Origin of the sequence: Rubrivirga sp. S365 (assembly GCF_032248475.1) — a bacterium.
GTDB classification, from domain to species: Bacteria; Bacteroidota; Rhodothermia; order Rhodothermales; family Rubricoccaceae; genus Rubrivirga; species Rubrivirga litoralis.
On sequence record NZ_JAVTTN010000001.1, the window covers coordinates 3,116,130 to 3,141,274 of the forward strand.

Sequence of the window (25,145 nt, forward strand, 5' to 3'; positions counted from 1 at the left end):
CCGGTCGTTGAGCCGGGCGGCGTCGGGCGGGGCGGTCCAGCGGTTGTCACCGGGCATGACGCGTCGCGTTCTGCGGGCGCCCGCTGTCAGGCGGCAAACAAAAAGGCGGGCGGGGGTTGCAGGCAGGGATCGGGAACGGCTATGTTCCACTCGGCGATTGTTCCCGCGTGTGGATAAGTTTTTAGCGCGCGGGACGATACCGTGGGTCCCCCCCGCCCAACCCCCAACCCCATGAACCGCTTGATCCCCACGATGACGGCCGCGGCCGCCCTCGTCGGCCTGGGCGTGCTGGTCGTCTTCCAGTTCTAGCACCGCACGCTGGCCCCCTCTGACGCGCCGCCTGGGTTCGCCCGGGCGGCGCGCTGCGTGTGGGGCGGGGCGGCGGCAGTTGCCGGGCGGGGTGGGCGGCGGTACCCTGGAACCGTCCTCCACCCCGCCCCAGACTCGATTTATGACAGGTCTCGATTGGACCATCGTCGCCGTCGTCCTCGCGTCCACGATCGGGCTGGCGGCCCTGTTTGCGCGGCGGGCGTCCGGCGGGACGGACGAGTTTTTTGCCGGCGGACGGGCCATGCCGTGGTGGCTGGCCGGGACGAGCATGGTGGCGACCACGTTCGCCGCCGACACCCCGCTCCTCGTCACCGAAGTCGTGGCCGAGACGGGCATCTCGGGCAACTGGATCTGGTGGAACGGAGCACTCGGCGGGATGCTCACCGTGTTCTTTTTCGCCCGCCTGTGGCGGCGGAGCGGGGTCCTCACCGACGTCGAGTTCGTCGAGGTCCGCTACCGGGGGGCGCCGGCCCGTTGGCTCCGAGGGATCAAGGCCGTTTACTTCGGGCTGTTCATGAACTGCGTCGTGATTGGGTGGGTGGCGCTCGCGATGGAGACGGTCCTCTCGGTCCTCTTCCCGGACCTCACCTTGTTCGGGCGCACGTCGTTCACGCTGGGCGGGGCGGAGGTGAGCGCGCCGCTCGCGGTCGTCGGGCTCCTCATGCTCCTTATCGGCGCGTACTCGCTCGTCTCGGGCCTGTGGGGGATCGTGGTGACGGACGCGTTCCAGTTCTGCTTGGCCATGATCGGGTCGTTCGCGCTCGCGTGGTTTGCGCTCGACCTCCCCCAGATCGGCGGGCTCTCGGGGCTCGTCGCGCAGCTCCCGGCCGAGACGGTCCGGTTCCTCCCCGCCGTGGGCGCGGGCGGACCGCAGACCGGCGGGGCGGACTCGGCGGCCCTCTTCGCGATCTCGGTCCTCGCGTTCGTGGCCTACTTCGGGGTCCAGTGGTGGTCGAGCTGGTACCCCGGCGCCGAGCCGGGCGGCGGCGGCTACATCGCCCAGCGGATGCTGGCTACGCGGTCGGAGCGGGACTCGGCGCTCGCGACGCTGTGGTTCACGGTCGCCCACTACTGCGTGCGGCCGTGGCCGTGGATCCTGGTGGCGCTGTGCGCGCTCGTGCTCTACCCCGACCTCGAAAACGCGCGCGAGGGCTACGTGCTCGTCATGCGCGAGACGCTCCCGCCGGGGCTCCTCGGCCTCCTGTTTGCCGCGTTCCTGGCCGCGTTCATGTCGACGATCTCGACGCAGCTCAACTGGGGCACGAGCTACCTCGTGAACGACCTCTACGCCCGGTTCCTGGACCCGGCGGCCGACCAGCGCCGGCTCGTGCTCGTGTCGCGCGTGCTCACGTTCGCGCTCGCCATCGTCGGGTTCCTGGTCACGACGCAGCTGGACACGATCGCCGACGCGTGGGGGCTGGTGCTGAGCGCGTCGGCCGGGCTGGGCCTGGTCCTCATCCTGCGGTGGTACTGGTGGCGCGTGAACGCGTGGAGCGAGCTGACGGCGACGGTCGTCCCGGTCGTGCTCGTCGCGCTCCAGCTGGGCGGGGCGGACGTCCCGTTCCTGACGGCCGATTTCCCGGTCAACCTCTACGGCATCGTCGGCATCACGACCGTCTGCTGGCTGGGCGCCACGTTCCTCACGCGGCCCACCCCGCCCGAGGCGCTCGACGCGTTCTACCGGCGCATCCGCCCGGGCGGGGCGGGGTGGCGGCCCGTCGCGGCCCGAAACGCGGACGTGGTGGCGGACAGCGGGCTGGGCCGGCTCGCGCTGCGCTGGGCGCTGGGCGTGGCGGCCGTCTACGCGGCGCTGTTCGGCGTCGGCGGGCTGCTCCTCGGGACGCCGCTGCGCGGGGCGGCGCTGCTCGCGTTCGGGGCCGCCGCGCTCGGGGTTCTCGTGTGGACGTACCGGGAGGACGAGGCGGCCGTCTCGGCATGACGGGCACCGCCCCGCCCTCGCTCCAGACTACGAGAGGGTACGGGGTACGAGGTACAGGGTGGGCGGCTTGGGAGCTCACCTGGAGCCGTACCCCGTACCGGGTACCCGTACCCGCCCGGAGGACGCCCCGAAACAGCTCGCGGAGACGGCGGGGCGGGGTGGCGCAGGAACGCGGCTACCGCGCCACCACCACGCGCCCCACGTCCGCCCCGCCCGCCGAGCGGGCCTGGACGAGGTAGACGCCCGACGGGGCGCCGGCGGCGTCCCAGACGAGGTCGCGGAAGCCGGCCGCGAACGCGGCGCCCTCCGCCAGCACGGCCACGCGCCGGCCGAGCGCGTCGTAGACCTCGACCGTCACGCCGTCCGCGTCGTCGGGGAACGCGAGGGGGACCGTGATCCGCCCGCGCCCGGGGTTCGGGTACGGGTTGCCGACGGCGAACGCGTCGGGTCGCTCGGACACGACGGCCACGAGCGGGACCTCGACGGCCGGGCGGAGCGGGTCGTTGGTCGCGATCGAGAGCGCGCCCGCGACCTCGCGCTCGCGCTGCCCGGCCGGCACGTCGAGCCCTTCGGTCGAGACCGTGACGACGAGCCCGGCCGCCCCGCCCGGCGCGAGCGTGCCCTCGGCCGGCTCGACGGCGGCGACCCAGGGCGGGGCGGCGCCGACCGAATACGTGAGCGCCGCCCCGCCCTCGTTGACCAGCTCGACCGCGACCTCGACGCGCTCGCCCTCCAGGGCCACAACGCGGACGGGCTCGGTCCCGACGCGGGCGATGGGCGGGAGCGAGGCCGCCGCCGTGACCGTGGCCGGCACGACGGCGAGGGCGGGGCGGTCGGTCTCGACCGTGATCGTGGCTCCGGCGGCCCCGGCCGCGGCCGGCGTGAACACAAGGTCGAGGACGGCCACGCCGGCGGCCGGCACGACGGTCCCCACCCCGCCCACCGCGAATGCCGGGTCCGACGAGCGGACGGCCGTGATCGTGACGGGCTCCGACGCCGTGTTGACGACGCGGAGCGGGGCGGTCTGCGGCACGCCCACGAACGCGCCGCGGAACGCCGACCGCGCGACGGTGGCCACCACGCGGCCGCCGGCGGCGACGGCGGGGCGGAACTCGGCCGTGAGCGCCCGCGCGCGGTCGCGCTGGCCGGGCGTGAACTCGGTCATGCAGGCGTCGTCCGAGTAGTCCATGTAGTTCTGGATCGGGTCGAGGCCCTCGGCCGCGGCGCCCAGCGGCTGGCCGTCGGGTCCCTCGTCCTCCGGCCGGCACGTGTCGCGGCCGACGGGGCAGCCCGTGGCCCCGAACCGCTCCCACGGCGTGTCGACCACGCCGTCGTTGGGGGCCGAGCATGCCCCGTCGAACGTGTGGAGCAGGCCGGCCCAGTGGCCCACCTCGTGCACGGCCGTGTCGCCCTCGTTGAACGGGACGGCCGCCCCGCCCGGGAACGCTCGCCCGCCGACGACGACGCCGTCGAGCGGGGTCCCGGCGTCGCGCTCGTCGGGGAGCGTGGCCCAGCCCAAATAGTCCTCGGCGAGCGTGGCCGGGACGTAGAGGTTGAGGTAGACGGTCGGGTCGAGCGCGAGCGCCCGCTTCATCTCGCGCTCGGCGCTAGAGCGCAGCCGGAGGCCCCGCCCCCAGTCCTCGTTCTCGGTCCAGTCGAGGGTGGCCAGCACGAACTGGAAGCCCAGGCCGCCGAACGCCGCGTTGAGCACGTCGACTTGCGCCGCCACCTGCGCGTCGGTCACGACCGCCCCGCCCCCGTCCGAGACGACGTGGACGGCGAGCGGCACCACGACCGGCCCCTCGACCGCGCGGAGGGCGGGGCGGAGCGCACCCAGCGCCCGCCGCCGCTGGACGATCTGCGTCGTGCGCTCGACCTGAGCCGGCGGCGGGTTCTCGACGCCGCACCGGCGCCCGTTGCCCTCGGCCGTCTGCGCCGCCCCGCCCGGCCCAACGGCCACGGCCCCCAGGGCGACGACGGCGAGGAGCGCGGGGCGGAGGACCAAGGGACGGCGGCGGGCGGGGCGGTCGAACATACGGTGGAGGGCGCGGGCTTCGTGTGGGCGGGGCGGCCGGGCACGCGGAACCGGACACCGCCGGCGGCCATCCCTCCCCGCCCCCACCCCCACACTCCATGCCTGCCCAGACCGGCGACACCGTTCGCGTTCACTACACCGGCCGCCTCGACGACGAGACCGTGTTCGACTCGTCCGAGGGCCGCGAGCCGCTCGCGTTCACGCTCGGCGTCGGCGAGGTCGTCGCCGGGTTCGACGCGGCCGTGGCCACGATGGAGGTCGGCGACCGCAAGACGGTCCGCCTGCCGGCGGACGAGGCGTACGGCGCGCGCGACCCCGAGCGCCTCCTCGTCGTCCCCACCGACGCGTTCCCCGACGGCGTCCAGCCCGCGCCCGGCCAGCGCCTCCAGCTCGGCGTCCAGGGCGGCGGCGCGATCGAGGCCACGGTGACGGAGGTGGGCGAGGACGGCGTGACGCTCGACGCCAACCACCCGCTCGCCGGCCAGGCGCTCACGTTCGACCTGACGCGCGTGGAGTAGCGGGCGACGAGCGACGGGTGACGAGCCGCCCCGCCCGGCGGCGGGGTGGGCCGTCGAAAGACGTGTTGACAGACGTAGAGACACGGTGCATGGTGTCCGGTCGGGCGGAGCGACCAGCGCGGGCGGGGCGGTCCCGGGCCGTGCGGGGAGGCCAGAGCCGGCGCGCGGTCCACCCCTACACGGCCTGCGCCGAGCGGGGCGGCGGAATCCCCTTTCTCCTCGCCCGTCACCCGTTACTCTTCACCCGTCACCCGCCCCGCCCCCGCATGCGCCTCGCCCTCGCCGCCCTCCTCGCGCTCACGCTCGCCCTCCCCGCCCTCGCCCAGAGCGACGAGGAGCCCGATGACCGGCGCCCGCCGATGTTCGTCCTGGAGGACGGCGACAGCCGCGTGGTCTTGCTCGGCTCCGTCCACTTCCTGCCCGCCGACGCGCTCCCCCTCCCCGCCCACGTCGAGGCCGCCTACGACGCCGCCGACGTTGTCGCCTTCGAGCTCGACCTGAACCTGGCGCAGGCCGGCGCCCAGGGCATGATGGTGGCCGGGATGGACGAGGAGACCGTCGCCGAGGCGCTGACCGCCGAGCAGAAGGCGGCGTTCGACGACGCCGTCGCCCCGCTCGGCGTGCCGGCCGGGGCCTTCGACGCGTTCGAGCCGTGGCTCGCAGGGCTCACCTACAGCGCGCTCATGGCCCAGCGCGCCGGGGCCACGCCCGGCGGCGGCGTCGACGCCCACCTGTTCGGCCGCGCCAAGGCTGACGGCAAGGAGCGCGTCCCGTTCGAGACCATCGCGCTCCAGACGGCCGCCTTCGATGACCTCCCGACCGACATCCAGGTCGCGTTCCTCATGGACAGCATCGAGGACGCCGACACGGACCCCAGCGAGATGTTCGACGACATGGTCGACGCGTGGTCGACCGGCGACGACGAGGCCCTCGTGGCGCTCATCAACGAGGGCATGACGCAGCCCGAGGTGTTCGAGGCCCTGCTCGTCACGCGCAACCGGGCGTGGGTGCCGCAGGTTCTTTCGCTCCTCGCCCGCGACCACGACGCGCTCGTCGTCGTCGGCGCCGGCCACCTCGTCGGCCCGCAGAGCGTGGTCGAGATGCTCCGCGAGGACGGCTACACGGTCGAGCGGATGTAGAGGAGGGATGGGGGATCGAGGGACAGAGGGATGAGCAGAGGGACGCGGGCGGGGTGGTCCGCGACGCCTCCCCCCACCACGCGTCGCGGGTCACGTACCGAGCCGCCCCGCCCGCTCATCCCTCTCTCATCCCCAATCCCTCCATTCCTCCCCTACGCGGCCACGTCGAGCGGGGTGAACAGGCGCTCCGCCGGGCGGCCGAGCATGGCGTCGCGGAGCCCGTACGAGAGCGCCGTCAGCACGAGCGTGGCGTTGCCGTTGGCCGCGACGGCGTCGGCGGCCTGCGCCACGAGCGCCGTCATGGCGGGGAGGTCGGCGTCGGGGAGGTGGGCGACGAACTTGCCCACGGCCTCGGCCTGGTCCACGTTCACGAGCCGGCCCTCGGCGCCGGCCGACTGGAGCACGAGGTCGCGCACCCACAGCGTGACCAGGTCGAACCACGACTTGAGCGTCTCGCGCCCGAGCCCCGCCGCCTTCGACACGACGGGCGCCAGGAGGTCGGGGCGGCCCGTGTAGGCCGTCCGCAGGAAGTCGAGCGCGAGCGCGCGGTGGGCGTGGAGCGCCTCGCTGCCCACGAGCTCGAGGGCGCGCGTGAGCGAGCCGTCGGCCATGCGCGCGACGAACGCGGCGCGGTCGGCCGCCACGTCGCGGGCGACGAGCGCGCCCTCGATGGCCGCGGCCGGGAGCGGGTCGAACCGGACGCGCTGGCACCGCGAGAGGATCGTCGGGAGCACGTTCTCGACGCGCTCGGCCGTCAGGATCAGGACCACGTCGGGCGCCGGCTCTTCGAGGAGCTTGAGGAGCGAGTTGGCCGCCTCCGTCCGCAAGTGGTCCGCGTCCGTCAGCACGCCGACGACGTGGCGGCCCTCGGCGGGCACGAACGTCATGTCGTGGCGGAGAAACTGGTCGACGGGCACCTTCCGGTGCTGGACCTGCTTGTTCTGCGCGCCCTCGGCGTCGAGCGTCGCCCGCTGCCGGTAGTCGACGGGCGCGTACGGGTCGAGCGCGAGCCGCGCCAGACGCTCGGCGTAGTCCTTGGGCCGTTCGTCCTGCCCCGCCCGCGTCGAGGTCCGCGGGAACGGGAGGTAGACGTGGACGTCGGGGTGGATGAGGCGCGCGGTCTTGGTGCAGGCGAGGCACACGCCGCAGGCGTCGTCGTCGGGTCCGCCCCGTCCGCGCCGCTCGCACTGGAGGGCCTGGGCGAACGCGAGCGCGGCGGCGCGCGGGCCGGTGCCGGCCGGCCCGTGGAAGAGGTACGTCCCGGCCACGCGGCCCGACGAGAGGGCGCGGGCCAAGACGTCGGTGGACCGTTCCTGTCCGACGACGCGGCTCCAGGGCATGTTTGTGGGGGCGGGGTGGAATCCGACCGCCCCGCTCGTGACGGGGGCGGGGCGGTGGAAGCTAGGGCCGGGCGGGGCGGTGGTGTCTCGGCGTGGGCCACCTGCAAGCACGCGACGCGTCGTCTCAAGGGCGAACATGGTGGCTCTAGCGCGTCTCATCGAGTGCGGCGAGTCCGACCCGTCTAGGCGGGAGCGGGGCGGCGGAAGCCCGGGCGGGGCGGGCGTTTCGCCACTCGAGAACGTAGGCGAATACCAGGGAGGCCACGCAGGCGGCGCCAGCGACGAGCGCGCCTCCCACGAGACCTGTCTCCGCCGTGTGCCCGACGAGCGTGCCCGCGTAGGTCAGGACGATCCCGAACGCAAACACGCCGAGGGAGTGGCGTCCGGCGGTTCGGAGGGGAGCGGTCCACCGCCCCGCCCACACCGGGCTGTCGCGCCGGGTAGCGTAGCGGAAAAGGTAGGCGAGCGCGGCGAAGTAGACGAGCCGCCCCACCCCGAGCGTCCCCTTCGCGGACCACTCCACGACGGCAATCCAGCCGAGGTCGGGCACGAACCCCCGGAGCGCGAGGGGATGGAGGACCCGGAACGACAGCGCTGAGCCGACGACGATGACGACGGCCGCGAGTGCCAGCGCCTTCGCCCGAGGGATCGGGGGCCGGTACGCCCCAAGCGCGACGGCGGCGACAAACAGGAGCTGCCACGCGAGCGGGTTGAAGAAGAGCGGCCACTCGCCTCCCTCCGTCTGGGCCACGAGGTAGAGCCCCGTGCTCGCTCCAAGGCCGACCCACCACCGGAACTGGAGGAGCGCGTACAGGATGGGCACGACGAGGAGGATCTCGATGTAAAGGACAAGGACATCGAAGTACGGGACGTCCGCGCGGAGGGCAGGGAACGACGCGAGAACGTCGAGGGGCCTGTTAAGCAGCGGGGCGAATTTCTCGATGGCCGCCGTCTGCTCGGGGGCGACGTGGAGCGAGAAGGCGGCGACAAGGCCGGCAGCGAGGACAAAGGCGACGGCGTTGACCACGTAGAGCTCCCACGCCCGAACGGCCGACTTCTTGTACACCGCCCGGAGCCCTCCCCCCTCCCACACCCGAGCGTACGCGAGGCCGTAGACGTACCCTGAGAGGAAGACGAACACGTCGGCGGCGTCGGAGAGTCCCCATGCGGTCGGCGTGAGTTCGGTGAGGGCGTAGGCTCCCGGGAGCGAGCGGGCAAGGTGGTTCCACAGAATGACGAGGAGGGCGGCCCCGCGGACCACGTCGATCCGGTGGTCACGGACACCGGGAGCCGCGAGAGCGAAGTCCCCTTCGCTACGGCGCAGAGTAAAAGCGGGGGTGGGATAAAAGCGCACGGGCAGGAACGGCAGGCGGAGCGGGACGAAGGCCAGAAAGTGACCGGGCCGCGCCAGCACGGCTGCGGCTCCGATTACAGAGCCGAGATGGTTCACCAGCCGGCCACCCCGCCGCCCAAGAGCCATCTTGGCACGTGGAGAGCTGCGGGCGACCCTACAAGACCATGGCGTATTCCCTGCCCCTCTCGCGTCCCGGCTCCCCGCGCCCGCGCCACCTCGTGCCCTTCCAGGCCGGGCGCCTCAACCGAAGCCGCCACCTTGCCTGAACACGCTGAGCCGTAGAGGAGCTTGCTGGCGTCCGAGTTGAGCGGCCACCCCACCCGTTCCCGAAACCTTGGATTGAGCGCGGGCGGGGCGGCGCCGTATCCTGTCCCGACGGGAGGCCGCCCCGCCCCGTGCGGATCTGGCGCGGTAGCTCAGTTGGTAAGAGCGCAGGATTCATAACCCTGAGGTCGGGAGTTCAAGTCTCCCCCGCGCTACCGCCTCCCACGGCTCGGAGCCCCGAGCGCAGCGCCCGGCCGTTCTGCGGCCGGGCGCCGTCGTGTCCGCCCCGCCCGCCGGCGGCGGCCGCCAAGCCCCCGCCCCGTCCCCTGGGACCGCCCGATGCGGATCTACCTCCACGACTACGGCCGGTACGCGTTCATCACCGACCTCGGGCGTGCGCTCGCCGCGCGCGGGCACACGGTCCGGCTGGGGTACTCGGCGACGAACTTGGTCCCGCAGGACCTCCTGGAGCGCCGGCCGGGCGACCCCGCGACGTTCTCGGTCGACCCGATCGCCGCCCCGCCCGTGGACAAGCGGGCGCGGTCGGTCGGCGGGCTCGTGGCGCGCAGGCGGAGCGAGGCGGCCTATGGGCGCGCGGCGGCCGAGCACGTCGCCGCGTTCGGGGCCGACGTGGTCCTGTGCGCGAACACGCCGCTCGACGCGCTCGGCGCCGTCATGGGCGCGGCGCGCGGGAGCGGGGCGGCGTTCGTGAACTGGCTCATGGACGTGCTCTCGACCGGCGCCCGCGCTGTCCTCGCCGAGCGGTTCGGGCGGGGCGGCGACCTCGCCGGCCGGGCGTTCGAGTGGCGCGAGGGCCGGCTCCTGCGGGCCGCCGACGCCGTCGTCGCCATCACCGACGACTTCCGCCCGCTCCTCGACCGCTGGGGCGTCGAGGCCCGGCGCGTGGCGGTCGTCGAGAACTGGGCGCCGCTCGCCGACCTCCCCGCCCGGCCCAAGGACAACGCGTGGGCGCGGGCGCACGGGCTGGCCGAGACCCCGGTCGTCCTCTACTCGGGGACGCTCGGGATGAAGCACGACCCGGCCCTCCTCCTCGCGCTCGCGCGCCGGCTCGAACAAACGGGGGCGGACCGCAAACCGGCGGACCGCAAACCGGCGGGGCGGCTCGTGGTCGTGAGCGAGGGCGACGGCGCCGACTGGCTCGCCGCGCGCCAGGCCGAGGGCGGGGCGGGCGCGCTCACGCTGCTCCCGTTCCAGCCATTCGAGGCCTTCCCCGACGTGCTCGGCACGGGCGACGTGATGGCGGCCGTGCTCGAGCCCGGCGCGAGCGCCGTGTCGGTGCCGTCGAAGGTGCTGGCCTACCTGTGCGCCGGGCGCCCGACGGTCCTCTCCGTCCCAGCCGACAACCTCGCCGCGCGGACGGTCGTGAACGCCGGGGCCGGCGAGACCGCCCCGCCCGGCGACGCAGGCGCGTTCGCCGACCGCGTCCTGGCCCTCCTCGCCGACGACGGCCGCCGCGCTGCGATGGGCGCCCGCGCCCGGGCCTACGCCGAGGCCGCCTTCGACCTCGACGCCGTCGCCGACCGCTTCGAGGCCGTCCTCGCCGACGCCGTCGCCCGGCGCCGGTAAGGACGCCCACCACCCCGCCCCGCCCCCGCCGAGCGGAGCGGCCGCCGCTAGCTTCCAGCATGGCCGACGAGATCACCCCCCACGCCGGGCCGCTCCGCAAGCGGATCCACCGGGTCGTCTTCCTCGCCGACACGAAGGCGGGGCGGACGTTCGACCTCGTCCTCATCGTGGCCATCTTGGCCAGCGTGGGCGTGGTCATGCTCGACAGCGTCGAGTCGGTCCACGAGCACTACCGGCGCACGTTCCTGGCCGCCGAGTGGTTCTTCACGGTCCTCTTCACGATCGAGTACGCCGTCCGGCTCGCCGTCGTCCGCCGGCCGCTCCACTACGCGCGGAGCTTCTACGGGGTCGTCGACCTGCTCTCGATCCTGCCGACGTACATCAGCCTCATCGCGCCGGGCGCGATCGTGCTCCTCTCGGTCCGCATCCTCCGCGTGCTCCGGGTGTTCCGCGTCCTCAAGTTGGCCAACTACCTCGACGAAGCCGACCAGCTGAGCCGAGCGCTCCGGGGCAGCCGGCGGAAGATCTCCGTGTTCATCTTCGTCATCCTGACGCTCGTGACCGTCATGGGCTCGATGATGTACCTCATCGAGGGCGGCGAAAACGGATTCGACTCGATCCCGCGGAGCGTCTACTGGGCCGTCGTCACGCTCACGACGGTCGGCTACGGCGACATCTCGCCGGCCACGCCGCTGGGGCAGGGGCTCGCGCTCGTGCTCATGGTGATGGGCTACGGGATCATCGCCGTGCCCACGGGCATCGTGACCGCCGAGATGACCCGGGGCCACCAGGCGGCGCTCGCCGCGCGGCGCGCCGAGACGTGCCCGACGTGCGGGCTCGACGACCACGCCCCCGACGCCCGGTTCTGCCGGCGGTGCGGGACGGACCTCGTCCGGGCCGCCGCCCCGCCCGAGCCGCCGCGCGTGACGTAGCGGGCGGGGCGGCTAGGAGCAGTCGACGTCGTCGTCTTTGCAGGGGTCGTGGCCCCAGTTCATCAGCGAGTAGCGCCACGGCGTGTCGCGGGCGCTCCCGTCCGGCCCCTGCGCGAGGTGGCGGTGGACGTAGCCGACGACGGTCTGCATGTGGTCGAGGTCGTCCTCCGTGAGGTCGTCCTTCTTCGTCCGCTTGACCTCCACGATCCGGTCGCCCGACTGGTGGCCAACGGCCTCGGACTCCCCCTCGCGCGTGACGCCGACCGACTGCGAGTCGTCGGTCCCGAGCCACTCCCCGAGCTCCTTGGGCGCCATGTTCACGGCGTCGTGGAAGGCGTCGTAGGTCTCCTGTTGGTCGTCGGTCCAGTCGAGGGGCATCGGGGCGGGGTGGGTGCCCGGCCGCTACCGGGCCGCCGCCGCCGCGTTCCGCCCCGCCCGCGCCGTCGGGGGCTTCCTGAGGGCGGCCTCGGTGGGGCGCCGCTCGGCGACGGCCTCGCGCCAGGCCCGCGTGAGGAGCGCGTAGTCGAGGGCCTCGGCCGCCCCGCCCAGCCCGCCGACGGCCTGGAACCCGAGGTCGACCGGCGAGACGAACCGGCCCGGCGCGCTCGACAGGTCGATGACGCGGGCGCGCCCCAGCCCGCGCCGGTAGTCGCCGTGGAGCTGCCCGAGCACACACGCCTGCCCGTCGCCGAGCGCGAGGGCGCCCGGGTCGACGCGGCCGGCCCAGCCGGGGTCCTGCTCGTCGAGGAGCGCGGCGCCCCGCCACGCCCGCCCGCGGGCGCCGTCGAGCGTGAGGGCGGCCACGCGGCGGGCGCGGCGGCGGGCGGCGAGAAAGCGGAGGAGCGGCATGGAGGGCGGGGCGGCGTGCGGAAGGTGGGGGCGCTCGCAGGGCGCGAGGGCGGGGCGGCGCATGTATACGCACGACCACGGCGTTTCCGCGCCCGCCCCGCCCCGCTCACGCCACAGCCCGCCCCGCTCACGCCACAGCCAGCGCCGCGAGCCCCAACGCCGAGAGCGCCGCCACGATCGCCGCCCGCCACAGCCGCCCCTCGAACGCCGACGTCCGCACGTCGATGGGCACCTTGTAGACGGCGAGCACGAGCGCCGCCCCGCCCGTCGCCACCAGCCCCACCGCGAGGAACGCCGCCGTCGCCGCGAGCGGGGCGGGCGGGGCGGTGGGCACGCCGGCCAGCACGCGGAGCCACACCACCGCGAGCACGGGCACGACGGCGACCAGCGTGCTCCGCCACGCGGCCCGCCACGCGAGCGCCGCCGGCCCCCACGCCGGGCGCGCCTCGCGCATCCGGTCCACGCCGAGGAACGCGAGCGGGGCGCCCCACGCCAGCGCGTACGGGTAGAGCAGGTCGAGGTCGAGCGCCCGCGCGGCCAGGAGCCACAGCACGCCGACCGACGCCACGCTAAACACGTTGTGCGCCGTGTGCGGCCGCCGCGCCGGATCGTGCGGGAGCCCGTCGGCCTCGCGGGCGGCCGGCCAGATCCGGGCGTAGAGGAGGTAGACGAGGGCCGGCGGGAGCAGCCACGCCGTTCCCCCCAGCGACCACGCGAGGTAGGCTACGAGCGCGGCCCCGAACACGCCCGCCCCGCCCACGGTCGTCTCGCTGCGCAGCGCGGCGGCGGCCCCGACGAGGGCCGCCAGCACGACGAAGTGGGCGGCCAGGAGCGTGGCGTCGAACGTGAGCAGGCGGAGCACGACGGCGTACGTCCCCAAGGGGACGAACAGGTTGTCCAGCCCGCGCCACGAGACGGCCTCGACGATCGTCGCGAGCACGGCCACGACGGCCGCGATCCACAGCGACTCCGGCCGCCCGACGGGCGTGAACAGGAGGAGCGGGACGTGGACGCACAGGAAGGCCACGAACGCGAAGGCGACTGAGCCCTCGCGGCTCTTCGTCCCCTCGTCGGTCGCGTACGGGGCCAGCCCGTGCCGGCGCCCCACGAGCGCGGCGGCGGGGTCCGCGAAGCCGAGGAGCAGGAGCGGGACCGCGTAGAGGACCGGCGAGTCGCCGGCCACGAGGTACAGCGCGCCCACGGCGACGGGGAAGCACAGGTCGCCCAGCGACGGCCGCCCGGCCTCGTGGAGCACGCCGCCCACCCCGCCCCGGAGCGCGGGCACAGCGCGGACGGCGAGCACGGCGACGAGCGCCAGGGCCGTCAGCACGACGACGGGCCAGTCGGCGTCGAACAGCCACGGCAGCGCCAGCGCGACGACGCTCACCGCCACGTGCAGCGCCCTCCGCGCCGCCTCCGCTGGGAGCCCGCGCCGGACCTGCACGCGGCGGACTGCGACCAGCGCGAGCGCCAGCGTCGCCAGCACGGCGGCGATGCCCGCGAGCGGCGGGAGCACGGCGGGCGTCGGGTCGGTCACGGCCCCGCCCCGCCCTCACGGGGAGAGTCTCGGGGCGCGGCGGGGGGCGGCGCGGACGCCGGGCGGGGAGGCTCGGGCACGTCGGGCGGGGCGGGGGCACAGCGAAGGTAGCGGGCGGGGCGGGCGCCGAGGGCGAGGCGGGCGCCGAGGGCGAGGCGGGCGCCGAGGGCGGGGCGGGCGCCGAGGGCGGGGCGGGCGCCGAGGGCGGGGCGGCGTAGGTTGCCGCCCCGCCCCTTCCGCTCCCGGAGCCGTCCTCATGCGCACCGTTCTCGCCGTCGGCCTGATCCTCGCCGGAGCTTGCCTGGCGGTCCCGGGCGTCTCCGCCCAGACGGAGGGCGCCGACATCGTGGGCGCGTGGCGCGCGGTGGAGCCCTACTTCCCCCCGACACTCCTCGTCGAGCGCGGCGCAGACGGAGACCTCGTGGTGTACCTGACCGACGCGAGCCAGGCCCGAGACAATCCGTTCTCCGAGGCCGCCGTCCGCGGCGACTCGCTGCTCCTCGCGCTCGACCGGCTGTCCATGACGTTCCGAGGCCGCATCTCCCCCGACGGCGAGCAGATCGAGGGGACGTTCACGCAGGGCGACCGCTCGGTCCCGCTGACACTTGTGCCCGCCGCCGCGGACGACCCGACCCGGCTCTGGCGCCCGCAGACCCCGCTCCCGCCGCTCCCCTACGCGTCTACGGACGTGACCTTTGCGTCCGACGCGGGCGTCGAGTTGTCCGGGACACTCACGGTCCCCGAGGGCGCCGGCCCGTTCCCCGGCGTCGTGCTCCTCCAGGGCTCGGGAGCTACCGACCGGGACGCCGAGATCGAGGGGCACCGGCCGTTCCTCGTCCTCGCCGACCACCTCGCGCGCCACGGCGTCGCCGCGCTCCGCTACGACAAGCGGGACGGGGACGGGCCGGCCGGAGGCGCCCGCCTCGACGACCTGACGCGGGACGCCGAGGCCGCCCTCCGCGCCCTGCGCTCCCAGCCGACGGTCGACCCGGCGCGCGTTGGCGTCGTCGGGCACAGCGAGGGCGGGCTCGTCGCGCCGCGAGCGGCGGGCGCGTCGTTCCTCGTCCTCCTCGCCGCCCCGGCCACGCCCATCGGGAACGCGCTCGCGGAGCAGACGCCGCGGCTCGTGGCCGCCACCGGCGCCCCGGCCTCCGAAGTCGACGCGGCCCGGTCTGTCATGGCCGAGGTCGTCGCGGCCGCCCGCTCCGACGCCGATTCCGCCGACGCCGCCCGGCGCGTCCGCGCCGCCTTTGCCGGGGCGGGGTGGTCCGGCGAGGCGCTCGACGGGGCCGTCCGCGCGCACACGTCGCGCCCGTACCGCGACTTTGTCCGCTACGACCCCGCGCCCGCGCTCCGGGCCGTCCGCGTGCCCACGCTCGCCGTCGTCGGCTCGGCCGACCTGTTCACGCCGCCGGACGCGAACGAGCCCGCGCTCCGCGACGCCCTTGGGAGCCGCGGCACCGTCGTCGTCGTGGACGGCGTGAACCACTGGCTCCAGCCGGCGACGACCGGGCTCCCCGACGAGATCGGGCGCACCGAGACGACCGTCGCGCCGGCCGTGCTCGACCTGCTCACGGAGTGGATCACCGCGCAGGCCACGGCGGAGTGAGCGGGGCGGCGTAGGGCGGGGCGGCCGCCCGGGCTCACCACCCCGCCCGCCTTACTCCGCGTTCCCAGTCCACGAGCCATACATGGGGTTCGGGAGCACCCAGTAGCGCCCGCCGACCGCGCCGAGTCCCGCCCCGCCCGCGAGCCGGGCGTCCTGGCCCAGCCCGGGAAAGTCCTGGATGTTGTCGCCGATCCACATCACGACGCGGAGGGCGGGGAGGCCGTCCGCCCCGCCCCGCTCGACGGCCTCGAAGCGTGCGGTCTTGTCGCCCTCGTCCGTCCGGCACAGGACGGCCGCCGCGACGACGCCGACGGCCGCCAAGTTGGCCCGCGTCTCGGGGCACACGGCCTCGTCCCGGTTGGTGACCACGACCACGCGGCCGCCCAGCGCCCGCACCTCGTCCGTGAACGCGACGGCGCCCAGCAGCGCCGGCGCCGCCTCGCGGCGGACCCAGGCGTTCCAGCTCTCGGGCGTGTAGTCCAGCCCGGCCGCGGCCCGCTCCTGCTGGTAGAGCGAGTTGTCGAGGATCGTCTCGTCGGCGTCGAGGATCACGCCCCAATCGCCCGCGACCGTGTCGGCGGCGGCGCGGAGGTGCTCGGCCGCCGCACGGTACGTCTGGAGGAAGAGCGCGTCGTGTTCGGCCGAGCGCCGCGCCCACCGGACCGCGAGCGGGGCCTCCGCCTCGGCCACCGCCGCGGAGGCGGGCGCCTCGGGCGGGGCGGTCGTGGCGCACCCGGCGAGCGCGGCGGCCAGGGTGAGGCCGAGCACTGGGAGAAAGGCAGAGCGGGCGGGGCGGGCGGTCGGCATCGGCAGCAGCAGGAGGGGGCCGGGCCTACGCACCACCCCGCCCCGCGTTCGGGCGCAGGCGGTCCGGCTCAGTCCGTCCGCGCAAGGCGGACGTGGGCGGGGCGGGCGAGGTCGTAGAGCACGGTCGGCGCCCCGAGGTACCGCGCGTGCGGGTTGGCAAACCGACCGACAACGTCGAACCCCGCCTTCTCCAGCACGCGCGCCGAGGCCGGGTTCGTCTCCAGCACCTCAGCGACGACGCGGTCGAGGCCCAGCTCGTCGAACGCGACGCGAGCGGCCAGCCGGACCGCCTCGGTCGCGTAGCCTCGCCCCCAGAACGGGACGCCGATCCAATAACCGACCTCGGCCTGCCCCGCCTCGCGGTCGACGTGCTTGAGGCTGCACGAGCCGACGACGGTCTCCACCCCGCCCGCCTGCCCGTTTCCGCCCTCGATCACGGCAAACGAGTAGGCCTCGTCGCGGTCGCGGGCGCCCACGGCGCATCGCACGTGGCGGACGGCGCCATCGGGCGGGTAGGGGTGCGGAACGAGCGTGGTCGCGGCGACGCGGGCGTCGGCGGCGAGCGCCTGGTAGGCAGCGGCGTGGCGCAGCGCGAGCGGTTCGAGGCGGACGGACACGTCGGGGCGGGGTGGTTCGGTCCTGTCGCGTGCACCTTCGGGGCCACCGGCCGGATCCCGCGAAACAGCTGCCCCCGCTGACCCGCTCGCGCCCCACCCCGGCCGCTCAATCGCGCCGGAACCGCATCCGGTCGCGCGGGCGGACGCGCCCCCACGGCGCGCCGTCGACGGTCGCCTCGCGCCACCCGCTCCCCGCCTCGGCGTCGCCAACCTCGACGGCCTCGACGTCCCGCCCCGCCGCGTCGGCGACGGCGCCCTCGGCGCTCCGGGCACGGACGAACGCGGAGGGGCCGTTAAGCGGGGCGGTCTCGAACTGCGGCATGACGGGGCGGGGCGGTCCTGGGGCGCGGGCTCGAACCCGCGGGCGGGGCAGCGGGTCCCGTACCTTCGGTCGCCGCCCCGCCCAGCGGTCGCCGGAACGGCCTGAGCCGGCAGCCGTCCAACGCACACGTCCCTCTCCGAAAGCGCTTTTCTACATCCCATGAGCACGCAACCCAATCCCGCCGATCTCACGTCCGACCCCGCCACCGAGAGCGGCGACGGTTCGGCCCTCGGCGCCGTCGCCACGGAGCCAGCCGCGCAGCAGACGAACGCGGACACGGCCGAAAAGGCGGGCCTGAGCTTGAAGGGCGCCCCCGACCACGTCGAGGACGACTTCCTGCCCATCAACGGGACCGACCACATCGAGTTCTACGTGGGCAACGCCAAGCAGGCCGCGCGCTACTACGCCTCGTGCTTCGGCTTCGAGATCAAGGCCTACCGCGGGCCGGAGACCGGCCATCGCGACTCGGCGAGCTACCTGCTGGTCCAGGACAAAGTCCGGTTCGTGCTCACGACCGCCATCCGCTCCGACCACCCCATCGCCCAGCACGTGGCGAAGCACGGCGACGGCGTCAAGGACATCGCGCTCTGGGTCGACGACGCCCGGAAGTCGTTCGAGGAGGTGACCAAGCGCGGCGCCACGGCCGTCCGGGAGCCCCAGGTCCTCAGCGACGACGACGGCGAGGTCGTGGTCTCGGCGATGGGCACCTACGGCGACACCATCCACACGTTCGTCGAGCGCAAGGACTACGACGGCCTGTTCATGCCGGGCTTCGAGGCGTACGACAATCCGTACTGGAAGCCCGAGGGCGTCGGCCTGAAGTACGTCGACCACTGCGTCGGGAACGTGCACCTGGGCGACATGAACAAGTACGTCCAGTACTACTCGGACACGATGGGCTTCCGCAACCTGCTCACCTTTACCGACTCCGATATCCAGACCGAGTACTCGTCGCTGATGTCGAAGGTGATGTCGAACGGGAACGAGCGGATCAAATTCCCGATCAACGAGCCGGCCCAGGGCAAAAAGCGCAGCCAGATCGACGAGTACCTCGACTTCTACGACGGTGCTGGCGTCCAGCACATTGCGCTCGCGACGGACGACATCCTCGACACGGTCTCGAAGCTCCGCGCCCGCGGCGTCGAGTTCCTGACCGTCCCGACGACCTACTACGAGCAGCTCCAGGGCCGCGTGGGCCAGATCGACGAGCCCGTGGACCAGCTGGCTGAGCTCGGCATCCTGGTCGACCGCGACCCGGACGGCTACCTGCTCCAGATCTTTACCAAGCCCGTCGAGGACCGCCCGACGGTGTTTTATGAGATCATCCAGCGCAAGGGCGCCCGGACGTTCGGCGAGGGCAACTTCAAGGCCCTCTTCGAGGCCATCGAGCGCGAGCAGGAGCGGCGCGGGAATCTGTAAGAGGGATGCGGGATGGAGGCACCGAGGGACGAGCAGAGTCCCGGCCCCACCCCGCCCCGCCCGTCCCCCCATCCCCTATCCCTCCATCCCTCCCCGCCATGTCTTTCTACCACCGCCTCGGCAACGTCCCCCCCAAGCGGCACACGCAGTTCGCGCGGCCCGACGGGGCGCTTTACACTGAAGAGGTGCTGGGCGAGGAGGGGTTCTCGGGAATCGGCTCGATCGCTTACCACATCCACCCGCCGACGCTCGTGGAGGCGGTGGAGGAGCCCCGAGACTTCGGAGCGGAGTACGTCGAGGATGCCTTCCTCAAGCACCGGCACTTTCTGGGACCGAAGGTCGAGCCCGGCGGCGACTGGCTGAGCGGCCGCCGCTACATCATGGGCAACCAGGACATCGACATGGCGCTCTGCGCGCCGACGGAGTCGATGCCCGAGGACACGTTCTACAAAAACGCCACGCACGACGAGCTCGTCTACGTCCACGACGGGGCGGGGCGGCTCGAGACGGTGCTGGGGACGGTTGAGTTCGAGGCCGGCGACTACGTCCACGTCCCGCGGACGATCACGCACCGCTGGGCCTTCGACGGCGGCACGCAGCCGCGGCTGCTCGTGATGGAGGCGCCAACCGACTTCCGGCCGCCCAAGCGGTACCGGAACGACGTGGGCCAGCTCCTGGAGCACAGCCCGTACTGCGAACGCGACTTCCACCCGCCGACTGAGCTCAACACGGTGGACCAGGAAGGGCGGTTTACAGTCCTCATCAAGAAGCACGGAAAGCTGTTCCCGTTCGTGTACCGCTACCATCCGTTCGACGTCGTCGGGTGGGACGGCTACATGTACCCGAGCACGTTCTCGATTCACGACTTCGAGCCAATCACGGGCCGCATCCACCAGCCGCCGCCGGTGCACCAGACGTTCGAGGCGAATGGGTTCGTCGTGTGCTCGTTCGTCCCGCGCCTGTTCGACTACCACCCGGACTCGATCCCGGCCCCGTACAACCACTCGAACATCGACTCCGACGAGGTCCTGTACTACGCCGAGGGCGACTTCATGTCGCGCAAGGGGATCGGGCGGGGCAGCTTTACGCTCCATCCCGGAGGCATCCCGCACGGCCCGCACCCGGGCACGACGGAGGCGTCGATCGGGGCGAAAGAGACGCACGAGTTGGCCGTCATGGTCGACACGTTCCGGCCGCTCAAGCTGACGAAGACGGCGCTCGAGATCGAGTCGCCGGACTACGTCCTCTCGTGGCAGCCCGAGAAGCACGGGCACCCGCTCCCCGACGCCGCCCCCATCCCGCCCGGCGCGACGGTGTCGGGCGACGGCGCCGCGGGCGCGGTACCGGACTCGCCGCCTATCGACGCCGCGCGCGGCTAGGCCACCCCGCCCCAACGGTACCGCCCCGCCCTCACGTCGAGGGCGGGGCGGTCATGTGCTGAGGCCGCGGGCGGGGTGGAGGGTTACGCCGCCTCCGGCTCCTGCACGGCGTGCTCCAGGCCGTCGCCGGAGGGCGCGAGGTCGCCGAGCAGCATCCGGGCCTGGAGGAGCCCGGCGTCGGCGTCGGCCGGCCCCTCGCCGAGACGCTCCGGCCCCGTCACGATCCCCGCTGAAGAGACCCACTTGGCCGTGGCCTCTGGAGCCGTTGCGATGTCGCGGAGGAAGTACTTGAACGAGACCGGGTTTTCACTCCGCAGGATCTCGTAGATCTCGTCGAACGCGCTGTCTCGGAAGTATACCGCGAAGTTCACTCCGTCGAAGTTGAGTCCCCCGACGTTCCCTGCGACACCGATCATGCGCCCGTTGTTGAAAGTCATTGGCGAGGAGCTAAAGTGCATGTGGACTCGGTGCCGGATCCCGTGGGAGAGGTCTGGACTGACGAGCATCAGGTAGCGTCGGTGCCATTTGGGGAAGGCGGTGCTGTGGACCTCGTAGGTCTCGATGTCGAACTGGGGCATGGGTCGGGGAAGGCTGGTGAGGTCGAGGAACAAGGGCGGCCGGGCTCCGCCCCTTCTCTCTCTTACCACGCGAAACGGCGCCCCCAGTCGTCAGTCGGCGCCGGCGGTGCGCCGGACTCGTCCCCCACCGACGCCGCGTGCGACCACCCCGCCCGACGCTCCGTCCTCAGGAGGGCGGGGTGGCGCCACGGGGATCAGGACGGCCGCCCTGATCAAATCGTGTGCGAGAAAGGAGCACGGGTCCGCCCTGTTCCGCGGGCGCGGGCGGGGTGGTCGTGGGTACTCTTTCCCACCCCGCCCCAGGTGCCGGACCGGCACGGGCGGGGTGGCCCCATCTTCCACCGCATGCCCGCCCGCCCCACCTCGTCCGGTCCTGACCGCCCGGTAGCGATCACCGCGCCGTCCCGCCCCGCCCTGCTCACGGCGGCCGACGGCGACGCCGTGTCTCGGGCGGCCGGGCTGCTCGGATCGGCCGTGCTCCGGGTCGACGGGGCGGGGCGGGTGGTAGACCTCAACGGGCCGGCCGCGATTCTGGTCGGCGACGCAGCGGCCGTCGTCGGGCGCGACGCCGAGCGCGTCTTGGGCGACCATCTGTGGCGTGGGGCCGACAGCCTGGACACGGCCGACGGCGGGCGGCTGGTCCTGCTCCGCGATGGGACCGCGCTCCAGGAGGCCGAGACGGCTCGGGACGCGAGCGAGCGGCTCGCACGGGCGCTCCTCGTCACGATCCCCGACATCGTTTACCTGTTCGACATCGCGGCGGGCCGGAACATGTGGTTCAACCGCGAGGTCGCCGAGGTGACGGGGTACACGGCCTCCGAGATGCGGGCGATGGGCCGCGGCGTCAATGGGCTCGTCCACCCCGATGACCTCGCGCGGTGGCCGGCGTTCGTGGCCGAGCGCGACGCGCTCCCCGACGGCGCGTTCGCCGCCTTCGAGTACCGGGTCCGCCACCGCGACGGCCGCTGGAGGTGGCTGAGCGCGCGCGAGACCGTCTTTGCCCGCGACGCTGACGGGCGGCCGACGCAGGCGTTTGGAGTCGCCCAGGACGTGACGGCCCAGAAAGAGGCTGAGCGGACGCTGGCCGAGCGGGCCGAGCACCAGGGGCGCATCGCCGAAGCCCTTCAACGCCCGCTCCTCCAGGCGCTGGCATCGAACGAGACCGGCCTCCGCGTCCACACGGTCTACCGACCGGCTTCGGACGAGGCGCTCGTCGGCGGCGACTTTTTCGACGTCGTGGATCTGGGGGCGGGGCGGACCGCGCTCGTCGTCGGTGACGTGATGGGGAAAGGGCTCCAGGCGGCCGCGCACACGGCGCAGGCTAAGTTCATGCTCCGCACGCTCCTTCTCGAAGGACACGCCCCGCCCGCCGCTCTCGCCCACCTCAACGGGTACCTCTACGCTTCGGGGCCGGGCGTCGCCAGCGAGCCGGAAACGCCACCGTTTGTGGCCGCTGCCGTGGCTGTCGTCGACGTCGAGGCCGGCGCCGTGCAGTTCGCCGTCGCCGGGGCCGAGCCCCCGCTCGTCGCTCGCTTGGACGGATCGGGCGGGGCGGTCGAGCCCGTCGCCTGCGGCGGCCTCCCGCTCGGAGTCCTCCCCGACTGGGAGCAGGACGGGCCGGACGTCGTAGCGCTCGGCCCCGGCGACCTTGTCGCCCTCTACACCGACGGGATCACCGAGGCCCGCAACGCGGCGGGCGACCTGTTCGGGGTCGGTCGCATGCGGTCCGCCCTCGGCGGAGCGTGCCGCCTGCCCCCCGACGCCGTCGGCGCCGCGCTCGTCGACCGCATCCGGGCGTGGACCGACGGGGTCCGCCACGACGACACGTGCCTGCTCGTGGCTCAGGTTGCCCACCCCGCCCCGGCCCCCCGCTCGTCGTACGTCGTCCGCCACGGCTGAGGGCGGAGCCTTAGGGCGGGGTGGTCGTGCGCCCGCCCCGCCCCAAGGCTCCACCCCGCCCAAGTGTCCAAACGAAAGCGAGCCGCCCCCGGAGGAGCGGCCCGCATTGTCGTCGGGGCGGGGTGGTCGCCTTACGACTTTTTCGTCTTGGACGACGTGCTTTTGCTCTTGCTCGTGGCGCTGCTCGCGGAGCTCTTCGCCTTCGAGGTGGCATCGTCGGCGACGTCCTTTGCTTTGCCCTTCGCGTCGTCAGCGACGTCCTTCGCCTTGGACTTGGCGTCGTCGGCCACCTTACGGGCCTCGGCGCCGGCCTTTTCGGCGACGTCCGTGGCCACGTTCCGCGCCTTCTCGATCGTGCCCGACGCCGCATCACCGGCCCGGTCCTTGACTGAGTCCGCCTGCTCGCCCATCAGGTCGTCCTCGAAGTCGGTCTCGGGGATCGAGAGGCCGACGAGCGCGCCAGCGGCGAGCGCGACGGCGCCGACGGCCAGCGGGTTCTGGCTCATCTGGCGGTCGAGCCACGACTCCGCCCGACGCTCGTAGCGCTGGAGCTGGCCGCCGGCCCGGTGCGTCCGGTCGCCCGCCCCGCTCGCGAGGTCGGAGGCCCGGTCCTTGGCCGAGTCGGTCAGGTCCGAGGCCTTGTCCTTGACGGTGTCGACGGCGTCCGACGCCGCGTCCTTGGCCTTGTCGATGATCGATTCGTCGCCGTTGCCTGAGCCCGAGCGGGCGTAGGGGGCGCCGGTGTACGGGTTGTAGGTGTACCCACGCGTCTCGACCTCCTCGTAGCGGGCGTAGCCGCGACGGCGGGGCGCGTAGTACGGGTCGCCAGTGGCGATGTAGCGCTCGTGGCGGTGGCGGTCGGCCTCGGACTCTCCCATCTTCGAGAGCAGCCACGCGACCGACAGGCCGACGGCGGCGGCCGGGATGGGGTTCTCTTTGATCGTGTCGAGGGCTGAGCTGTCCTTGACCGTATCCATAAGCTGCGAGCCGTAGTCCTTAGCCGAGTCGCTGATCGCCTCCTTTGCCTGATCGGCGAGGTTCGACGGGTCCAGCTTGGCGCCGAGCGCGTCGATCGTCTCGTCCATTTCGGCCCGCGTCTCGCGGATGTCGTGGGCGATGGCGTCGGGGTTGCTCGACGTGCGCGTGGTGTCCACGGGCGGGGCGGCGGGTGTGCCCGTTACCGGGTCTCTTCCTTGATCCATTGTTTGTCCTCTTTGAGGGTTTGAGCAGTCGTGTCGAGGGGCGGGGAGAGTTGCTTGATCTGGTCGAGGCCCTTCTTCAGCATCACGTAGCCGATGATGGCCGCGATGATGCCGACGATGAGGATGCCGAGCCAGATGAGGTCCTCGCCGAAAAGCTGGCCCAGTCCCCATCCGATGCCGATAAGGATCGGGATGAGGCCGGCGTAGGCAACGGCTCCGCCGGCGGCGGCGGCGCCGATGGCGCGGCCGGCCTCGCGGGCCTCTTGCGTGGCCTCAGCCTTAACGAGGCGGATCTCCTGCTTGACGAGCGTCGTCGTCTCCGACGTCAGCTCCGAGAGGAGGTCGCCGATCGAGCGGTCGTCGCGCGGCGCGGCCGGAGCCGGGTCGCCCTCAACGAGGGCGACCGTGTCGGGCGGGGGCGGGGTGGTTCGGGAATCAGCCATGTCTTAGGAGGTCGTCCGTCCAGTGCCCGTCGTCGACGTGCCGGCCGACGAGGCGCCGGCGGTGCCGGTCGACCCGGGGACGAGCGGCGTCGAGAGCGCGCGGTCCATCGGGCGGCCCGAGCCGGTCGGGAACGGGTCGCCGGTGGTCCGGCCCGTCGTACCCGTCGTCCGGGACGGCATCGACCGCCCCGCCCCGCTCATGCGCGACGACGACGACCGGGACGTGGAGCCCGACGGGCCGTCGTCCGAGGCCTTGAGGAAGCGGGCGCCGAAGATGCCGAGCAGGAACGCGCCGCCAACGAACAGGCCGGGGTCGCGGCGAGCGAACCGCTCCGCCTCGTCGAGGATCTCACCGACGCTCCGGTCGCGGACCGCCGACGTGAACTGCTCGACCTGGTCGGCCGCCTGGTCGGCGTAGCGGGCAAACGCGTCCTGGTCCTGGTCGCGGAGCGAGTCGCTGGTGTCGTGGAGGGCCGTGGCGACGTCCGAGAGGACGCCCGTGGCCTTCTCTTTCTGCTCGGAGGCCCGGTCGGCCGCCTTCGACTTGGCCTGCTGCGCGAGGTCTTTGGCCTCCGACTTCGCCTGCTGCGCGAGGTCCGAGGCGGCATCTTTGGCCGTGTCTGCGACGTCGGACGCCGCTTTCTTGGCGTCGTCGGCCGTGCTCGAGGCGGCGGCTTTCGCCTTACCGGCGGTCGAGCCCGACGTGGATTTCGGAGTGTTGGGAGAGGCCATACTGGGAGAGGGGACGGCGGGTCGTGTGAAGGAGTGGCGTGTTGTATCTCCTCCCCGCCCTACGGCGTTCCGCCGAGTGCCCCTAGCTTTGCGTAGGGGTTTGCCCTCGCAAGCGCCTAAGGATCCCGCGTCGCCCCCCTCCTGGCGCTCCTCCAGGCCGTTGCGCCGCCCTGCCGCCCCTGCGAGCGGAGCCTCCACCCCGCCCCGAGGCTGGCCTGAGGCGGGGCGGCGGATCGTCCGGGCACTAAAGCGGTAAGAGCACGATCCGGCTCGTGCACCGCACCGGCCGGCTCCCCTCTTCATCACCCCCCTCC

Annotated in this window: 22 protein-coding genes and 1 tRNA gene; 10 read left to right on the forward strand and 13 right to left on the reverse strand. The window is 73.5% G+C overall.

Translation table 11 applies throughout. From position 1 onward, the window contains the following. Window positions 1–451: 451 nt before the first annotated feature. Window positions 452–2,269, forward strand: coding sequence for a sodium:solute symporter family protein (locus tag RQM47_RS13620; RefSeq protein WP_311661813.1), 1,818 nt, complete (start codon window positions 452–454; stop codon window positions 2,267–2,269). A 175-nt stretch (window positions 2,270–2,444) separates the two neighbouring features. Here the strand turns inward: RQM47_RS13620 and RQM47_RS13625 are convergent, their stop codons facing one another. After that, window positions 2,445–4,274, reverse strand: coding sequence for a M43 family zinc metalloprotease (locus RQM47_RS13625; protein WP_314009313.1), 1,830 nt, complete (start codon window positions 4,272–4,274; stop codon window positions 2,445–2,447). Between the two features lie 128 nt (window positions 4,275–4,402). Here RQM47_RS13625 and RQM47_RS13630 point away from each other — a divergent pair, with 128 nt between their 5' ends. Beyond that, the gene (locus tag RQM47_RS13630; protein ID WP_314009314.1) at window positions 4,403–4,822 is read left to right on the forward strand and encodes a peptidylprolyl isomerase; all 420 of its coding nucleotides are present in this window, start codon (window positions 4,403–4,405) and stop codon (window positions 4,820–4,822) included. A 266-nt stretch (window positions 4,823–5,088) separates the two neighbouring features. Beyond that, window positions 5,089–5,961: a TraB/GumN family protein gene (locus RQM47_RS13635; protein WP_314009315.1), complete on the forward strand. Its 873-nt coding sequence runs from the start codon at window positions 5,089–5,091 to the stop codon at window positions 5,959–5,961. A gap of 152 nt (window positions 5,962–6,113) precedes the next feature. Here RQM47_RS13635 and RQM47_RS13640 read toward each other — a convergent pair whose 3' ends face one another. Both RQM47_RS13640 and RQM47_RS13645 read right to left on the reverse strand, forming a co-directional pair. Beyond that, on the reverse strand, window positions 6,114–7,301 hold the full coding sequence (locus tag RQM47_RS13640; protein WP_311661806.1) for a DNA polymerase III subunit delta': 1,188 nt from the start codon (window positions 7,299–7,301) through the stop codon (window positions 6,114–6,116). 145 nt (window positions 7,302–7,446) lie between these two features. Then, complete coding sequence (locus RQM47_RS13645) at window positions 7,447–8,781, reverse strand: OpgC family protein (protein WP_314009316.1); 1,335 nt, start codon at window positions 8,779–8,781, stop codon at window positions 7,447–7,449. Between the two features lie 279 nt (window positions 8,782–9,060). Here RQM47_RS13645 and RQM47_RS13650 point away from each other — a divergent pair. The 3 genes from RQM47_RS13650 to RQM47_RS13660 all read left to right on the forward strand — a co-directional run bounded on the left by RQM47_RS13650 (window position 9,061) and on the right by RQM47_RS13660 (window position 11,438). Then, window positions 9,061–9,134: transfer RNA gene (locus tag RQM47_RS13650), tRNA-Met, on the forward strand. Between the two features lie 124 nt (window positions 9,135–9,258). Beyond that, window positions 9,259–10,506, forward strand: coding sequence for a glycosyltransferase (locus RQM47_RS13655; RefSeq protein WP_314009317.1), 1,248 nt, complete (start codon window positions 9,259–9,261; stop codon window positions 10,504–10,506). A 59-nt stretch (window positions 10,507–10,565) separates the two neighbouring features. After that, window positions 10,566–11,438 carry an ion transporter gene (locus RQM47_RS13660; RefSeq protein WP_314009318.1) on the forward strand — a complete coding sequence of 291 codons (873 nt, stop codon included), beginning with the start codon at window positions 10,566–10,568 and terminating at the stop codon, window positions 11,436–11,438. A gap of 12 nt (window positions 11,439–11,450) precedes the next feature. Here the strand turns inward: RQM47_RS13660 and RQM47_RS13665 are convergent, their stop codons facing one another. From RQM47_RS13665 to RQM47_RS13675, 3 genes are all read right to left on the reverse strand, one after another. After that, window positions 11,451–11,816, reverse strand: coding sequence for a DUF3140 domain-containing protein (locus RQM47_RS13665; protein ID WP_314009319.1), 366 nt, complete (start codon window positions 11,814–11,816; stop codon window positions 11,451–11,453). Between the two features lie 24 nt (window positions 11,817–11,840). Continuing rightward, window positions 11,841–12,287: a hypothetical protein gene (locus RQM47_RS13670; RefSeq protein WP_314009320.1), complete on the reverse strand. Its 447-nt coding sequence runs from the start codon at window positions 12,285–12,287 to the stop codon at window positions 11,841–11,843. Window positions 12,288–12,414: 127 nt separating this feature from the next. Continuing rightward, window positions 12,415–13,803, reverse strand: coding sequence for a hypothetical protein (locus tag RQM47_RS13675; protein WP_314009321.1), 1,389 nt, complete (start codon window positions 13,801–13,803; stop codon window positions 12,415–12,417). Between the two features lie 277 nt (window positions 13,804–14,080). On the opposite strand from RQM47_RS13675, the gene RQM47_RS13680 reads away from it, so the two are divergent. Beyond that, on the forward strand, window positions 14,081–15,433 hold the full coding sequence (locus RQM47_RS13680) for an alpha/beta hydrolase family protein (RefSeq protein WP_314009322.1): 1,353 nt from the start codon (window positions 14,081–14,083) through the stop codon (window positions 15,431–15,433). A gap of 51 nt (window positions 15,434–15,484) precedes the next feature. Here RQM47_RS13680 and RQM47_RS13685 read toward each other — a convergent pair whose 3' ends face one another. The 3 genes from RQM47_RS13685 to RQM47_RS13695 form a co-directional block, all read right to left on the reverse strand. Then, on the reverse strand, window positions 15,485–16,240 hold the full coding sequence (locus RQM47_RS13685) for an HAD family acid phosphatase (RefSeq protein ID WP_314009323.1): 756 nt from the start codon (window positions 16,238–16,240) through the stop codon (window positions 15,485–15,487). A 68-nt stretch (window positions 16,241–16,308) separates the two neighbouring features. Next, the gene (locus RQM47_RS13690; protein WP_311661795.1) at window positions 16,309–16,857 is read right to left on the reverse strand and encodes a GNAT family N-acetyltransferase; all 549 of its coding nucleotides are present in this window, start codon (window positions 16,855–16,857) and stop codon (window positions 16,309–16,311) included. 106 nt (window positions 16,858–16,963) lie between these two features. Then, a complete protein-coding gene (locus RQM47_RS13695; RefSeq protein WP_311661794.1) occupies window positions 16,964–17,179 on the reverse strand; it encodes a hypothetical protein in 216 nt (71 codons plus the stop codon). A gap of 159 nt (window positions 17,180–17,338) precedes the next feature. On the opposite strand from RQM47_RS13695, the gene hppD reads away from it, so the two are divergent. Together hppD and RQM47_RS13705 are read left to right on the forward strand one after the other, a co-directional pair. Then, entirely contained in the window at window positions 17,339–18,598 is a 1,260-nt protein-coding gene (hppD, locus tag RQM47_RS13700) for a 4-hydroxyphenylpyruvate dioxygenase (RefSeq protein WP_314009324.1), read from the forward strand. A gap of 98 nt (window positions 18,599–18,696) precedes the next feature. Continuing rightward, window positions 18,697–19,977 carry a homogentisate 1,2-dioxygenase gene (locus RQM47_RS13705; RefSeq protein WP_311661791.1) on the forward strand — a complete coding sequence of 427 codons (1,281 nt, stop codon included), beginning with the start codon at window positions 18,697–18,699 and terminating at the stop codon, window positions 19,975–19,977. A gap of 83 nt (window positions 19,978–20,060) precedes the next feature. Here the strand turns inward: RQM47_RS13705 and RQM47_RS13710 are convergent, their stop codons facing one another. After that, window positions 20,061–20,555 (reverse strand): hypothetical protein, encoded by a 495-nt coding sequence (locus RQM47_RS13710; protein ID WP_311661790.1) that lies wholly within the window; start codon window positions 20,553–20,555, stop codon window positions 20,061–20,063. Between the two features lie 345 nt (window positions 20,556–20,900). Here RQM47_RS13710 and RQM47_RS13715 point away from each other — a divergent pair, with 345 nt between their 5' ends. Beyond that, complete coding sequence (locus RQM47_RS13715; RefSeq protein ID WP_314009325.1) at window positions 20,901–22,454, forward strand: PP2C family protein-serine/threonine phosphatase; 1,554 nt, start codon at window positions 20,901–20,903, stop codon at window positions 22,452–22,454. A gap of 131 nt (window positions 22,455–22,585) precedes the next feature. On the opposite strand, the gene RQM47_RS13720 is transcribed toward RQM47_RS13715, so the two are convergent. Genes RQM47_RS13720 through RQM47_RS13730 form a run of 3 tightly spaced genes read right to left on the reverse strand, consistent with a single transcriptional unit; the run spans window position 22,586 to window position 24,831 of the window. Further along, complete coding sequence (locus RQM47_RS13720; protein WP_314009326.1) at window positions 22,586–23,608, reverse strand: DUF3618 domain-containing protein; 1,023 nt, start codon at window positions 23,606–23,608, stop codon at window positions 22,586–22,588. 23 nt (window positions 23,609–23,631) lie between these two features. Continuing rightward, the gene (locus tag RQM47_RS13725; RefSeq protein ID WP_311661787.1) at window positions 23,632–24,099 is read right to left on the reverse strand and encodes a phage holin family protein; all 468 of its coding nucleotides are present in this window, start codon (window positions 24,097–24,099) and stop codon (window positions 23,632–23,634) included. Between the two features lie 3 nt (window positions 24,100–24,102). Next, window positions 24,103–24,831 carry a hypothetical protein gene (locus RQM47_RS13730; protein WP_314009327.1) on the reverse strand — a complete coding sequence of 243 codons (729 nt, stop codon included), beginning with the start codon at window positions 24,829–24,831 and terminating at the stop codon, window positions 24,103–24,105. Between the last annotated feature and the right edge of the window lie 314 nt (window positions 24,832–25,145).

Excerpts from the sequence above, each read along its gene's own strand:
- RQM47_RS13620 (WP_311661813.1), top strand. The coding sequence starts at position 452 with ATGACAGGTCTCGATTGGACCATCGTCGCCGTCGTCCTCGCGTCCACG.
- RQM47_RS13630 (WP_314009314.1), top strand. The coding sequence starts at position 4,403 with ATGCCTGCCCAGACCGGCGACACCGTTCGCGTTCACTACACCGGCCGC.
- RQM47_RS13635 (WP_314009315.1), top strand. The coding sequence starts at position 5,089 with ATGCGCCTCGCCCTCGCCGCCCTCCTCGCGCTCACGCTCGCCCTCCCC.
- RQM47_RS13640 (WP_311661806.1), bottom strand. The coding sequence starts at position 7,301 with ATGCCCTGGAGCCGCGTCGTCGGACAGGAACGGTCCACCGACGTCTTG.
- RQM47_RS13645 (WP_314009316.1), bottom strand. The coding sequence starts at position 8,781 with ATGGCTCTTGGGCGGCGGGGTGGCCGGCTGGTGAACCATCTCGGCTCT.
- RQM47_RS13655 (WP_314009317.1), top strand. The coding sequence starts at position 9,259 with ATGCGGATCTACCTCCACGACTACGGCCGGTACGCGTTCATCACCGAC.
- RQM47_RS13660 (WP_314009318.1), top strand. The coding sequence starts at position 10,566 with ATGGCCGACGAGATCACCCCCCACGCCGGGCCGCTCCGCAAGCGGATC.
- RQM47_RS13665 (WP_314009319.1), bottom strand. The coding sequence starts at position 11,816 with ATGCCCCTCGACTGGACCGACGACCAACAGGAGACCTACGACGCCTTC.
- RQM47_RS13670 (WP_314009320.1), bottom strand. The coding sequence starts at position 12,287 with ATGCCGCTCCTCCGCTTTCTCGCCGCCCGCCGCCGCGCCCGCCGCGTG.
- RQM47_RS13680 (WP_314009322.1), top strand. The coding sequence starts at position 14,081 with ATGCGCACCGTTCTCGCCGTCGGCCTGATCCTCGCCGGAGCTTGCCTG.
- RQM47_RS13685 (WP_314009323.1), bottom strand. The coding sequence starts at position 16,240 with ATGCCGACCGCCCGCCCCGCCCGCTCTGCCTTTCTCCCAGTGCTCGGC.
- RQM47_RS13695 (WP_311661794.1), bottom strand. The coding sequence starts at position 17,179 with ATGCCGCAGTTCGAGACCGCCCCGCTTAACGGCCCCTCCGCGTTCGTC.
- hppD (WP_314009324.1), top strand. The coding sequence starts at position 17,339 with ATGAGCACGCAACCCAATCCCGCCGATCTCACGTCCGACCCCGCCACC.
- RQM47_RS13705 (WP_311661791.1), top strand. The coding sequence starts at position 18,697 with ATGTCTTTCTACCACCGCCTCGGCAACGTCCCCCCCAAGCGGCACACG.
- RQM47_RS13710 (WP_311661790.1), bottom strand. The coding sequence starts at position 20,555 with ATGCCCCAGTTCGACATCGAGACCTACGAGGTCCACAGCACCGCCTTC.
- RQM47_RS13715 (WP_314009325.1), top strand. The coding sequence starts at position 20,901 with ATGCCCGCCCGCCCCACCTCGTCCGGTCCTGACCGCCCGGTAGCGATC.
- RQM47_RS13725 (WP_311661787.1), bottom strand. The coding sequence starts at position 24,099 with ATGGCTGATTCCCGAACCACCCCGCCCCCGCCCGACACGGTCGCCCTC.
- RQM47_RS13730 (WP_314009327.1), bottom strand. The coding sequence starts at position 24,831 with ATGGCCTCTCCCAACACTCCGAAATCCACGTCGGGCTCGACCGCCGGT.